Source organism: Rubinisphaera italica (assembly GCF_007859715.1).
GTDB lineage: Bacteria > Planctomycetota > Planctomycetia > Planctomycetales > Planctomycetaceae > Rubinisphaera > Rubinisphaera italica.
Genome location: NZ_SJPG01000001.1, coordinates 385,569 through 398,983, shown reverse-complemented (window position 1 = coordinate 398,983; position 13,415 = coordinate 385,569). Strand labels below are relative to the sequence as shown.

Sequence of the window (13,415 nt, the reverse complement as noted above, 5' to 3'; positions counted from 1 at the left end):
CAATCAATGGTCGTCTCCCGTGGACTCATCTGTCCGAATTGCCAAGATGTGTAGGAAGATCGAACTGGCCCGATTCCGGTCAGTTTCGCATGCTGGAACCGTAAGAAGCATATTCTGGACACAGATCTTTCTAACGAGTTCCGGTAGCGAACACTCACAAAATGCCTTCATTACATTTGCGGATATCGAGTTCAGGCCGTCCACCTGAAGCTGAATGGAGTATCTTAGGTACAGAATGGTTTGATCAAATTCCAATGTTCGTCCGTCAGGAAAAAGAGAATTCTGTATTGGCCCCCGACTGAAGCCGAAGCGTGGAATCCCGGTAACCTGTACAAAGCTCTTTTTTTGAAATTAGAGTGCCGCACGTACCATGCCATTGTAAACCGTTCACTAATTTTTGGTATTCTGAAAAAGACTCTTGCATACCCCATTGCTGAAATCCTTCCCGTATTGACACGTTTCCAGTCGAGTGATAGCTTACTCGAATATCCGACGGACCTCTGGGGGGGAACGTTGAATGCGGAATGAGTACGTTTGTTGAAGTCCTTCTTTGAACGTCCCAAATTCAAGCTTGACCATTTCTCTGCGTAAACCTTTACAAGAGAGATGAATTCCCTTTGTGGATTGATCAGAAGCAAGCCTAAGAGTGTTTAACGTTAAAGCTGATCAGAGCAGGATGCTCTGGAGTGATGGTAAGGGAATACAATGTACTCAGCGTACTTCAAAAGAACCTTCGATGCTGTAGTCGCCAGTTTGCTGCTGGTGGTTCTCTCTCCCGTCATTGCAATTCTATATGCACTCGTACGACAGATTCTCGGGGCTCCCGTTTTTTTTGTTCAGGAACGGACTGGAAAAAACGGCAAAAGCTTTCACATGGTGAAATTTCGCACCATGAAATCGAGTGTCGATGCCTCTGGGAAGCCTTTGCCAGATGAAGTTCGAATGACAAAGTTCGGCAACTTTCTGCGTAAAGCCTCGCTAGATGAATTACCAGAACTGATCAATGTAATCCGCGGTCAGATGAGTCTCGTCGGCCCGCGCCCCTTACTGCCTCAATATTTGAAATTCTATACACCCGAGCAAAACCGTCGACATGATGTGCTGCCAGGTGTTACCGGTTGGTCCCAAATTAATGGCCGCAATTCACTTTCCTGGTCAGCAAAGTTTGAGCTCGATGTCTGGTATGTCGACAATCAAAGCTTTCTGCTCGATCTCATAATTCTGCTTAAAACCGTTTTCAGGGTGTTTAATCCCGCAGGAGTGAGTCAGGATGGTCATGCGACAATGCCATTGTTTGATCAGAAAAGTTCGTCTCAGATAGCCGTGATCGGTGCCGGAGGGCATGCCAAGGTTGTGATTGAAACCTTAAGACATAGTCAGGAATTTGTTTCTGCGATTTTCGATGATAACCCAGCACTCTGGGGGCAAACGTTTTTTGCAGTACCGGTCACAGGTCCGATCTCGAAACTTACTGAGTTGCCAGGACATAAAGCAATTGTGGCTATTGGAAATAATGACACTCGAAGGGAATTGGCAGAAAAACTCAATTGCCAATGGGTCACAGCCATTCACCCTTTAAGTATCATTTCAGATTCAGTTGAAATTGGAACTGGAACACTGGTGGCGGCGGGAGCAGTCATTCAACCTGACACAAAAATAGGTGAGCATGTCATTATCAATACTTCCGCAAGTGTCGATCATGATTGCCGAATTGACTCCTTTGCTCACATCTGCCCTAATGCAAGCCTAGCTGGAGGAGTTCACATTGGGAAATGTTCATTGCTGGGAACGGGAAGCACTTGTATCCCTGGAGTTCGTATCGGAGCAAATTGCCAGATCGGAGCCGCGTCTGTTGTGACCAGGGATATTCCAGAAAACAGTATTGCGATCGGTATTCCAGCACGTGCCTTGAAGTCAAATATTCTCCCCCAAAAACAAGGTAAGGCAGCCGAACAGACCGATTATAAGGCTGCATAGCAATATAAGATGCAAGAGTTGAAGTTATTCAAAGGATTGAAACATGGGCGCTAACACTCAAGATCTATTCGCAGCATGGCCTTGCTTTAGCCAGGATGAAATCGATGCTGCTCAGCATGTACTCCAAAGTGGTCGAGTCAATTATTGGACCGGACAGGAAGGTCGGCTATTTGAGCAGGAATTTGCGGTCTACACGAACTGCAACCATGCCATCGCCGTTGCCAACGGAACGTTAGCGCTAGAACTGGGATTGTACGCACTTGATTTGCAACCCGGTGATGAAGTGATTGTTCCCAGCAAAACTTTCATTGCCAGTGCCAGTTGCGTTGTAGCTCGCGGAGGACGCCCCATAATCGCCGATGTAGACCCGAGCAGTCAGAACTTGACGCGTGAAACGATCGAAGCCGTCCTAACGCCAAGAACCAAAGTGATTATTGCGGTCCATCTAGCTGGCTGGCCTTGCGAAATGGATGAGATCATGGAATTAGCCAATGAGTATGGGTTATATGTCATTGAAGATTGCGCCCAGGCACATGGAGCCGAATACAAGGGACGACCAATAGGATCCATTGGTGATCTCGGTGCTTTTTCATTTTGTCAGGATAAAATCCTCACCACTGCCGGTGAAGGCGGGATGCTGGTAACGAATAATCCTGAACTTTGGGATAAAGCTTGGCGGTATAAAGATCATGGAAAAACACCGGAGGCGTTCTATAATCCTCAACCGGGTGGCACACAGTTTCGCTGGTTGCATGAAAGTTTTGGATCGAATATGAGACTTTCGGAAGTTCAATCAGTTGTGGGACGCATGCAGCTTCAAAAGCTGCCGGAATGGATTGAAACCCGGAATCGCAACGCAAACATATTGAGAACTGTTTGTGAGCCATTCGCAGCGTTACGAATTCCTGCACCCGATAAAAATATCAAACATGCCTATTACAAATTCTATGCTTTTATAAATCCTGACTATTTACGTGGAGGTTGGACACGTGATCGGGTTTTAGAAGAAATTAGAAATTACGGAGTGCCCTGCTTCAGTGGAAGTTGCAGTGAAATCTATCTGGAAGAGGCCTTTCCGCAGGAGTGGAAGCCGAAACAGCCTTGCCTCATTGCCCGGAAACTGGGCGAACAAAGTTTAATGTTCCTAGTCCATCCTACTCTAACTCAAGCTAACCTCGACAGCACGACTCAAGCGATTCAGGCAGTAATGGAGCAGGCCAGTATGGAAACCACTTATTCGGTATCTGCCTGAAACCTTAGTGAACTCCAAGGCCAGTTATGATTTGGGATCGACAGCACTTTGATCTTAAGTTCTGAAATCGTAAGCCTGACGTAAACTTTATCGTTTAAGGAGGTCAGGGATGATGCTCACATCTCTCAAATACCATATGAAAACACAGAAAATTATTATTGGCGTCATCGGACTGGATATTAATCAAAACAGGCTTACAGGCATCAACAATGGCAGCAGGCGAAATGGATCAGTCATCAAAAATCAAAGCATTATTAGTTATGGGAACACGCCCTGAAGCCATTAAAATGGCTCCAGTCGTACGAGCCTGCAAGCAAAGTTCTTCGATCGATTCTATTGTTTGCTTTACAGGTCAGCATCGTGAAATGCTGGCTCAAGTTGCCGATTATTTTCAAATACAGCCTGATATTGATTTGGATTTAATGCAATCCAATCAGTCGCTGGCAATGTTGACTTCTCGTTGCCTGAATGGTTTGGAAAAAGCTCTGGATCAATTTGAGCCAGATTGCATCGTTGCTCAGGGAGATACAACGACAGTTCTCGTTGCCTCAATGGTGGCTTTTTATCGTAAGCTTCCTTTCATCCATGTCGAAGCCGGATTGCGAACCGGAGACCTATATTCTCCCTGGCCTGAGGAATATAACAGACGTGTAGCGGGATTAACTGCTACGATTCACTGTGCACCAACTCAACGCGCTGCAGATAATCTACTGGCCGAGGGGGCGTGCAGTGAATCCGTACACGTTACTGGAAATACGGTGATCGACTCACTCCTTTGGACTGTAGAGAAGGAAAGAAACAGAGATAGTATCTGGCGAGAAAAATATAAATTTCTAAACAGTAAGGAGCTCGTTCTCATCACAGGGCATCGCAGGGAAAATTTTGGTGGGAAATTCGAATCTGTCTGCAGAGCAATAGCAGAATTATCTCAAGTATTTTCAGAGACGGCCTTTCTGTATCCGGTACATCTAAACCCTAACGTACGAGAGCCCGTGTTCAGAATTTTGGGAAAATGCTCCAATGTTTACCTGACAGAGCCTGCGATCTATCCCGAGTTCGTATGGTTGATGGATCAGGCAAAACTGATTCTGACTGATTCGGGAGGAGTGCAGGAAGAGGCTCCCTCGCTGAAGAAGCCAGTTCTTGTCATGAGAGACACAACGGAGCGTCCCGAAGCGGTCGATGCTGGGGCCGTAAGGCTGGTCGGCACAGATCAAAGTGCCATCGTTGAAAACGCACGAGAATTGCTAAGCAATAAAGAAGTCTATGAAAGCTGCCAAATCGGATTAAATCCTTACGGGGACGGAAAAGCATCTGAGAAAATTGTAAAATTGATATTGGCACTCTTTGACCGGACTGTTAAAACTGCCAATTCTTAGATCTAAATAACGAAATACTTGACAAGATGTCATTGATATTTGCACATGGAGGTTACTATGGCACAACTGAATGTCATTCCAGATACCTGTTCTAATGACAGCACTTCTAAATCAAAAAATATATGCGTTGTAGGTTTAGGGTATATCGGTCTCCCAACAGCAAGTGTTCTTGCTGACCACGGATACCTTGTTCATGGCGTGGATGTTCGACCCGATGTGATCGAGATTATCAATCGAGGGGAAATTCATATTCATGAACCTCATCTCGGGGAATTAGTCAATAAAGTAGTCTCACAGAATAAGCTGAAGGCTTCCACCGAACCATGTGAAGCGGATGTCTTTTTCATCTGTGTTCCCACGCCAATCAACGAAGACAAAACACCAGACCTCTCTTATGTTGAAGCCGCCTCAAAAGCGATTCAACCCTATGTAAGAGCAGGTAACATAGTCATTTTGGAATCGACAAGCCCACCTAGAACCACTCAAGACGTCGTCGTGCAAAACGCTATTCCTGAAGATCTTGAAGTTGGTAAAGACGTATATGTTGCTTACTGTCCTGAACGCGTGTTACCGGGACGCATTCTGATCGAAGTCGTCGAAAATGATCGAATTGTCGGCGGGGTTACAACTGCATGCACTGATAAAGTTGTCGAATTTTATAAATCCTTTGTGACAGGAGCAGTACTTCCGACCGATGCAATCTCAGCTGAAATTACTAAGCTGACTGAAAACGCATTTCGAGATGTCAATATCGCTTTCGCCAATGAGCTATCAATTCTAGCCGATAAACTGGGTGCTGATGTTTTTGAGGTCATAAAACTCGCCAATCGGCATCCCAGGGTCAATATACTTACTCCTGGACCTGGTGTCGGCGGGCATTGTATTAGCGTAGATCCTTGGTTTTTAGTTCATGCCTGCACAGGGGCGACTCCTCTCATTAAAACCGCTCGAGAAGTAAATGATATGAAACCTCATTACGTGGTCCAGCAAATCATCGAAGCGGCAAATCGATTCGATAACCCCACAATTGCCTGTCTTGGCCTAGCATATAAAGCAGATGTGGATGATTTCCGCGAAAGTCCCAGCACGGAAATTGCAACCATGCTTACTGAAAGCGGTGTCGGAGTCGTGTTGGCATGCGATCCCTATGCAAATAGTAATAATTTACCCGGGCTGAATCTCTGCACGCTCCAAGAGTCAATTCAAAAAGCAGACATTTTAGTCCTGCTGACAGATCATCGGCAATTTCTTGAATTATCTCCAGAAGACAGATATGGCAAAACAGTAATAGATCCTCGAGGTGCCTGGTCTTCAACAAAGGCCAGCAGGGTAGGAATAAATAATGCGGCCTGATCAAGGAAAATCGTTAAGGTCACTAATCGAAGTATAAGCTTCCAGGATTAAACCAGGGCAATCGCATGAGAAAACTCTGTAAATACAGCGTTTTTAGTATGATTGTTAGCAAAAAAGATGCGATTACGTGTCATCAACTTTAGTGGAACTGTCGAAAACGCCTGTTTTTAAGGTACTTTTGCAAGTAATTCTCATGCGATTGCCCTGAGGATTAAACCGCAATGATCTAAGTATAAAGATAGTGAGTACAGCAAAGTGTTTTCTGAAAGTGTTCTATTATTAGTTTCCTTATTACTTTTGCATCCAATTGCATTCAATTTAGGGTACTCAGGCGATAAGCCGATTGATGCAGTTTTGTCAGACCTGCTTATCCCTATGTCAGTTCTTATAATAGCACTACTACCATCAAAACAAAAACGTCACCCAAATATACTAAATAAAGCAACAAACATAAACGATTGGGTGCTTCTTACATCAGGTTACATGCTACTTCTCGCAGTCGTAGCTGTTATTGCTAATGACGATAACGGAAGGGGGCTTACCGCCTTTAAATTAATGAAGCCTTTACTATTCGTGCTAGTTGGCTCTGCCGTAGCACGCCGCTTAGATAGAGTAAAACTCTTTGACAGAATTGCCCAGACGCAATTACTCTACATAGCATGGCTGATGATAAGCACCATACTCACGCCAGGGTTTCCTTTTGGATACTGGGGAAAGTATTTACTTCCATTTGAAAGTGAATTATACGCATATCCAAATATGTCACAAACATTCTTAGCGTGTACTATTCCGATGCTGTTGGCTTATGCAGACAGTAATACATTTAGCAAGCCATTGTATTACTTTGCTGCGTTTATCGCATTTCTGCTGATTGTAGGGTCCATGTCCAGGTCTTCAACCTTTGTTGCAGTGATCTCTTCGGCAATATACATAGGAATGTCGCATAAGAAAATTTACTTGTTTTTTATAGTAACAACAACTTTGGTCGTGCTTGGGGGCGCAGCTTACTTGGCCAAGGACACTGATGTGTACAGGTCGATACAGGATAAGATTGAAGTGAGAGCAGCCAATACATTTGAAAATGGTGATACGCTATCAGGGAGAGATCAGATATGGATGGAAACGGTTAAACTAGTATCTAAGAAGCCTATCTTTGGGTACAGCTATGAGCCCTACTCAAACTATTCATTCTTTGGGACACCACACCAGCAGTATCTGGAGGTACTCTACAAAACTGGGATTGTAGGTGTATTTCTATACATTGCAGTGTTGACAAAACTTTTTATGGGCTGCTATTTCGTATTTTATTTCCAGTGTGAAAGCAGGAGCGATAAGCTACACGCTTCTGCATGCATTGCATGCCTAGTGGGCTGTTGCATAGGATGCTTAACACAACCCAATCTGACATATTCCTTAACTGGACACTTTGTTTTTTTTATTACGTCCTTTTGCATAATGTCGCATTTGTCAATTCAATCACACTCTTATTGCCATCCTGCAAGTGTTGGTAATTACAACTCTGCCAAGACTTGCTGAGTTAGGTACACAGTAATGCATCCGAGAAAAATCTACTTTGTAGCGAATCATAAAAGCGTTCACTTACTACGGTGGAAGAAACTATCTGATATATGTAATCTTGAAGTTAGAATATTATCAACAGTGCCTCAGGATAAAACAGCAGGTGACGAATGCATGCATCTGATACCTTCCATGTATGGTATCAGAAATATTCCAAAGATATTTAACGTTATGATTTCAGGTATCAAGCTGAGGTGGATGTCAAAAACACTTAGCGGATCAATACTTCACGCCCACAGTGCCTCCGGAAATTCAATGGTGGCCTATATGAGCGGATGCCCTTATGTTGTGACGACCTATGGATCTGAGGTTTACTGTTATCAGCAGTACGGATGGTTAAGCCGCTGGCTCATGCGTAAGGTGCTGAGCCACGCTCTATGTATCACAGCATCCTCTCCGGCAATGGCTGAAGCAGTCAAGAGTATTTTAGGTTCTTCTACGCAAGTTAAAATTCACACTTTCCCTCTTGGGTACGATTCAGATATATTCCAGCCCATTAACGAGGATCAACGCTTACAAATTAGGGAAACTTATGGCATTGAGGATGGAATGCCGGTGTTTTGTATTAACCGACGGGCCACAGAGTTGTACCGAACTAAGGAAATGATAGCTGGGTTCATGCGGTATTTAGACAAAGGCGGTGATGCTTATCTACTTGTGATCAGTGGTGATGCGGATTCAGTATACCTTAAGGAGACAGAAAATCTTGCTAAGATCGGCATTGATTCAGGAAGAATCCAAATTCTTAAGGGAATTATGACACAAAAAGAAGTCTCTGATGTTCTTCACATTAGCGATTATGCAATTTCAGTGCCCATGACTGATCAGCTTTCATGTTCAATCCTGGAATCCATGGCTTGCGGTTGCGTGCCGATACTATCTGACATCCCCGCCTACGGTGAATTGCGAGATACTAGCGGGGCAATTTGGGTTAGCAGTTTTGATCCTGACTCATTAAGTGAATTGTTTAAAAAGGCAACGCATTCAATTCGCGCAAATAATATGGTCCTTTCGAGTAACGTTGCTGATTTAGTAAAGGAAAAATACTCAAACAATGTAATAGCCAGCCATGTTATAGGCATGTATGTTTATGCTTATGAGCAAATATGCGCAACGGTCAATTAGTATGTGCAATGATTGGGCATGTTGCATCTACACCTTATTGATTGCTAGTATCGATCACGCCTTCGTTGTTATAAAAGAATAATTGGCGTAGCCGGCAATGGCTACTAAAACATAAGGTGTTCATATGTGGCTTTCTATATCAGCTGTGGTTTTAAGAAGCCTTGCTGCGTTAATGTCCATCTTGCTAACATTAGTAGTTGCAAGATATTTGGGGACAATAAATTACGGGTACTACTCAGTAGCTTATTCGATTATGCTGGCGTGCACTATATTATCAAAAATCGGCATGGATGGAGCATTGCTTCGCTTTGTCCCAAAGTTAAACAAGAGTAAACAGTTGTTACAAGTCAGGGAAATTATATATGCTTCTCATATTTACTCGCTGGTCGGGTCTCTTATTATTCTGGTAATTCTTAACGCAGTATTTATCAGCTTTCGTGACCAAAATAATGCTTTTGATAGTCATGACGTTATTGTCTGTTCGATTTTCCTGCTTGTCTACACACAGTATTTAATAATAGAATCACAATTGGTGAGCTTTGGCAAAACCCTGCTTTCGCAGATTCTTTCCGTGGTGACGATTGCAATTGCCATTATGCTGATACTATTCGCGGGCCAATGGTATCCCAGTGACCTGAAATGTGCCGGCGTCTTTTCGTGTCTATGCCTATCACATGGCGTCGTTGCTTTTGCAGGCGCTTGCTGTGTAAGTGTAGCAATCACAGAAAGTGGAACATGTGCTCAGTGCAAAATAAACAAACAATGGTTGATTTCAGGTGCTCTTTTCGCAGTTGTTAACTTTCTGAATTATATCCAATTGCAGTCTGGCCCTGTGTTTTGTGGGATTATTGGGGGGCCAGAGATTGCGGCTCACTATTCAGTTATAGTGAAGCTTGGTATCGTTGTCTTATTAGGGCAACAGGCAATAACTATGCTAGAGGCTTCAAATATATCAAGACTGTTATGTGACGAACGCGATCGTTATAGGCTTGTTCTAAGCCTCAGGCGGGTGACGTTTCGATGTGTTCTCATGGGAGTTATATCTACTCTTGCAGTTATTATATTTGCTCCATTTGCTTTGCAACTGTTTGGTAATGATTATACGGGTTGTTATACAAGCATAGTAATGCTTGCATTTGGCCTAATGCTTACATCATCTTTCGGCCCATTAAATCAAGTAGTATATTTGTCCGGTCACCAGAGTGACTGTATTGTTGCATATTTATTAAACTCTTTATGCTTTGCCATATTTTCTGTTCTATTGATTCCTTCTATGGGGGCTGCTGGGGGAGTAGTTGCTTCTTTCCTGTCGCGACTATTATTGATGATCACCTTGCTGTTTATTGTTAAGTGGAGACTGGGGATCAATCCCTTATTTATTTTTGGAGTGAATTATGCTGGCATTCGTACACATTGAGAAAACTGCTGGTTCTACAATGGTGTCAATATTACGAAAATCTTTTGGCATCCATCATGCGGACGTAAGAAGTTGGGAAACACCGTGGAACTCAGAAGTGAGTAATTTTACGTCTTCTGATTTAAGAAAGACCAAAAGGGTTTATTGTAACTTGCAGTCAATCGCAGGACATTCTTTAAAACCTTACATTATTTCAAGAGAAGATGAACCAAGTATAAGGTATTTTACATTTTTTCGAGATCCTCTCAAGAGATGTGCATCTCATTATCAGTATCAGATCCAAAAGATGCATAAAATCGTTAGTTTTGATGAGTGGATCTCTAATGAAGAGTACAGAAACTTTCAGTGTCGACGGTTATGTGGGCAAGAATCCGCAGAACGAGCTATAGAAGTGTTGAAGAATCAGATTGAATTTGCGGGTATTGTTGAACAATTTGATGCATCACTTGTACTAATGAATAAGTTATACCCATTATTGGATATACACTACTCACCTAGGAATGTAGCAGAAGATAACTTTATAAAAAATAATATTCTCAACAGTACGCGTGAACGCCGGATGCTTGAGGAAGCAAACAAGGAGGATGGAATATTGTATAGTTATGTCGAGAAAGAAGTGTTTCCACGTCAAGTAAAGCAATACGGAGAAGCGTTTTCAATGGATGTGCATAATTTCCAGGAGCAAAACAAAACTTCCGATAAATTACGTGAAGGGTTGATGCCATTAGTCATCCGCCATTTACTCTTTCGCCCAGTAATGTCTGCATATCGATTACAGAAGCGAGTTTTGGTAAAGAGATGATTATTCGGGAACGATTTGAAACGTATTTACATATTGCATTATATAATATTGGTCATTCATAGATAAGTACACTAATGAAACAAGTTATCCAGAATATTGGTAGCGGTAGCCTTACTGTTTTACACGTTCCTAGCCCTATGGCTAGGCCGGGATGTGTATTAGTGGCAACGCAACGTTCCCTGATTTCCGCTGGAACAGAGAAGTCACTTAGGGAATTGGCGCAAAAGTCTATGCTTGAAAAAGCAAGGTCAAGGCCTGATCATGTCAAGCGTATCGTGGATAAGGTCAGGCAGGAAGGGCTTCGGAATACCATTCAGCAGATTAGAGAAAAACTTGATGACCCGATGCCGTTGGGGTATTGCTCAGCGGGTACAGTGTTAACTGTTGGTGCTGGAGTTCAGGAGTTTAAGCCCGGCGACCATGTCGCAACTGCAGGACCTCATGCTGAGGTTGTTTGTGTCCCCAAAAACATGTGTGCTCGCATTCCTGATGGAGTCTCATTTGAAGAGGCTTCTTTTACTGTACTGGGTTCCATCGCGTTACAGGGAGTTCGGCTTGCAGAACTTAACCTGGGAGAGACCGCGTTTGTTATCGGTTTGGGATTAGTTGGTCAAATAGCAGTCGGTTTATTGAATGCCGCTGGCGTTAGGGTTATTGGAACAGATCTGGATCCTGCTAAATGTGAACTTGCCAAGAGAATGGGGGCTGTTGAGGCCCGTCCAGGGATAAGAGCCTCGGATGTCGATCAGATGACCCATGGTTTGGGAGCAGATGCAGTTTTGATTACTGCATCTACCAAGTCTAATGGACCAATAGATTTGGCAGCCGGTGCAGTACGTCAGAAAGGACGCGTGGTGCTGGTTGGGGTAGTTGGATTAGAGTTAGATCGTCGTCCCTTCTATTTTAAGGAAGCCGAATTTGTAGTTTCCTGTTCATATGGACCAGGACGATATGATAGTCAGTATGAAGAAGGAGGGCTGGACTATCCCGCGGCTTATGTACGTTGGACTGAGCAAAGAAATATGCAGGCATTACTGGGCTTGATGTCTACCGGCAAGCTGGATGTGAAGCCATTAATTTCTCATCGATTTGAAATTGAAAACGCGAAGTCTGCTTATGATTTGATTGAATCAAACAGCGAACCCTATCTGGGGATTATTTTGCAGTATTGTGAAGATACTGCTGTCGAACGATCAGTTCAGTTTAGACCAACTGTCAAGAAGTCTACTGTAACGATAAGTATAGGATGTCTGGGAGCTGGCAATTTTGCGAGAATGACTCTGTTGCCTAAGCTCATGGGAATTCCGGCTGTCGAGCCTCATGTGCTGTGTACTTCAGGCGGATTGTCTGCCTCGCATTGTGGTAAGAAGCTTGGGTTCGCTCTTGCGAGTAGTGACGAACAGGATGTATTCGACAGTGATCAGGTCGATGCTGTTTTTGTTTTGACTCGACATGATCAACATGCCCGGCAGGTTTCGCAAGGACTTTTGAATGGCAAACATGTCTTTGTTGAAAAGCCGCTCTGCCTGAATGTTGAGGAGCTTATCGGAATTGAAGAAAGCTGGAAATCCGCGGGAGACTCAGCCGGCATTTTAATGGTCGGTTTTAATCGCCGCTTTTCACCAGCGGCCAAGGCGGTAAAGAAGTATTATCAGGATGTGGAATGTCCGCTTACCGTTTCAATCCGTTTTAATGCCGGGGCAATTCCGGCCGATCATTGGGTGCAAGATGAAGAAGCAGGAGGCGGTCGAATCATTGGAGAAGCCTGTCATGCGATCGATCTGGCCACCTATCTGATTGGTTCTCCAGTCTCTCGTGTGTTTGCGGAATCGATTGGTGGTCCTGATGCCCCTGGAATTACGGATGATCAATGTTTCATCACTCTTCGACATGAGAATGGGTCTGTGTCCAATATTGGATATCTGGCAGGTGGTGATAAAAGTTTCTCCAAAGAGAGAGTGGAAGTGTTTGGCGGAGGCAAAGTCTGTGTCATCGACGATTTCAATTCCGCAGAAAGCTGGTTCCAAGGGAAACGGAAGCGACTTTGGAAAGGAAATCAGGACAAGGGACACCTTGCTGAATTAGTTGCCTTCACTGACGCGATTAAGACGGGTTTTGGATTGCCAATTTCCTGGGAAGAGATACGCGCGACGACCTTGGCCTCAATTCTTGCCGTTCAGAGTTTGCGTGAAGGAACGCCATTCTCTGTAGTTACGGAATCTGTTTCCGAAACTGCTCGAATTGTGAAACAGGCGGGGTAATGCCAGGTGCATTTCTCTTGCATTTTTCTGACAAAAAACTCGGGTACACAAATCTTTGATCATAGACTAATTTACCACGGTTTTAGAGCTTTTCATCGAAGACAGGATCATTAATGGATTCGACTCTAAATTACCTCAATTGAAATTGTCTCAAGAAACGGGAAGTTCAGGAACGTGTTGTCCAAATTGCCAATGGCCTACCGGATGCTGAAAGCTCTTGGGCCTTTGTGGTTAATGGATCGATTTTGCTATGAGTTCCGCAAGAAGAGTG

The 13,415-nt window shown here is 43.7% G+C and carries 9 protein-coding genes; all 9 read left to right on the top strand.

Translation table 11 applies throughout. The features are described from left to right. Nucleotides 1–705: 705 nt before the first annotated feature. Entirely contained in the window at nt 706–1,977 is a 1,272-nt protein-coding gene (locus tag Pan54_RS26640) for a NeuD/PglB/VioB family sugar acetyltransferase (RefSeq protein WP_146501815.1), read from the top strand. 43 nt (nt 1,978–2,020) lie between these two features. Next, nucleotides 2,021–3,229, top strand: a complete 1,209-nt coding sequence (locus Pan54_RS01565) for a DegT/DnrJ/EryC1/StrS family aminotransferase (RefSeq protein WP_146501813.1) — start codon at nt 2,021–2,023, stop codon at nt 3,227–3,229. 209 nt (nt 3,230–3,438) lie between these two features. Further along, nucleotides 3,439–4,608 carry a non-hydrolyzing UDP-N-acetylglucosamine 2-epimerase gene (wecB, locus tag Pan54_RS01560; RefSeq protein WP_315852364.1) on the top strand — a complete coding sequence of 390 codons (1,170 nt, stop codon included), beginning with the start codon at nt 3,439–3,441 and terminating at the stop codon, nt 4,606–4,608. 57 nt (nt 4,609–4,665) lie between these two features. Continuing rightward, on the top strand, nt 4,666–5,961 hold the full coding sequence (gene wecC / locus Pan54_RS01555; RefSeq protein WP_146501811.1) for a UDP-N-acetyl-D-mannosamine dehydrogenase: 1,296 nt from the start codon (nt 4,666–4,668) through the stop codon (nt 5,959–5,961). A gap of 255 nt (nt 5,962–6,216) precedes the next feature. Next, nucleotides 6,217–7,497 carry an O-antigen ligase family protein gene (locus Pan54_RS01550; protein ID WP_146501809.1) on the top strand — a complete coding sequence of 427 codons (1,281 nt, stop codon included), beginning with the start codon at nt 6,217–6,219 and terminating at the stop codon, nt 7,495–7,497. A 15-nt stretch (nt 7,498–7,512) separates the two neighbouring features. Beyond that, nucleotides 7,513–8,664, top strand: coding sequence for a glycosyltransferase family 4 protein (locus tag Pan54_RS01545; RefSeq protein ID WP_146501807.1), 1,152 nt, complete (start codon nt 7,513–7,515; stop codon nt 8,662–8,664). A 124-nt stretch (nt 8,665–8,788) separates the two neighbouring features. Further along, nucleotides 8,789–10,081: a lipopolysaccharide biosynthesis protein gene (locus Pan54_RS01540; protein WP_146501805.1), complete on the top strand. Its 1,293-nt coding sequence runs from the start codon at nt 8,789–8,791 to the stop codon at nt 10,079–10,081. Further along, on the top strand, nt 10,059–10,883 hold the full coding sequence (locus Pan54_RS01535) for a sulfotransferase family 2 domain-containing protein (protein ID WP_146501803.1): 825 nt from the start codon (nt 10,059–10,061) through the stop codon (nt 10,881–10,883). Before Pan54_RS01540 ends, Pan54_RS01535 begins: the two co-directional genes overlap by 23 nt. 275 nt (nt 10,884–11,158) lie before the next feature. Then, a complete protein-coding gene (locus Pan54_RS01530) occupies nt 11,159–13,144 on the top strand; it encodes a bi-domain-containing oxidoreductase (RefSeq protein WP_207310016.1) in 1,986 nt (661 codons plus the stop codon). Nucleotides 13,145–13,415: the final 271 nt, after the last annotated feature.

Coding starts and splice junctions, on each gene's coding strand:
- Pan54_RS26640 (WP_146501815.1), top strand. CDS start 706: ATGTACTCAGCGTACTTCAAAAGAACCTTCGATGCTGTAGTCGCCAGT.
- Pan54_RS01565 (WP_146501813.1), top strand. CDS start 2,021: ATGGGCGCTAACACTCAAGATCTATTCGCAGCATGGCCTTGCTTTAGC.
- wecB (WP_315852364.1), top strand. CDS start 3,439: ATGGCAGCAGGCGAAATGGATCAGTCATCAAAAATCAAAGCATTATTA.
- wecC (WP_146501811.1), top strand. CDS start 4,666: ATGGCACAACTGAATGTCATTCCAGATACCTGTTCTAATGACAGCACT.
- Pan54_RS01545 (WP_146501807.1), top strand. CDS start 7,513: ATGCATCCGAGAAAAATCTACTTTGTAGCGAATCATAAAAGCGTTCAC.
- Pan54_RS01540 (WP_146501805.1), top strand. CDS start 8,789: ATGTGGCTTTCTATATCAGCTGTGGTTTTAAGAAGCCTTGCTGCGTTA.
- Pan54_RS01535 (WP_146501803.1), top strand. CDS start 10,059: ATGCTGGCATTCGTACACATTGAGAAAACTGCTGGTTCTACAATGGTG.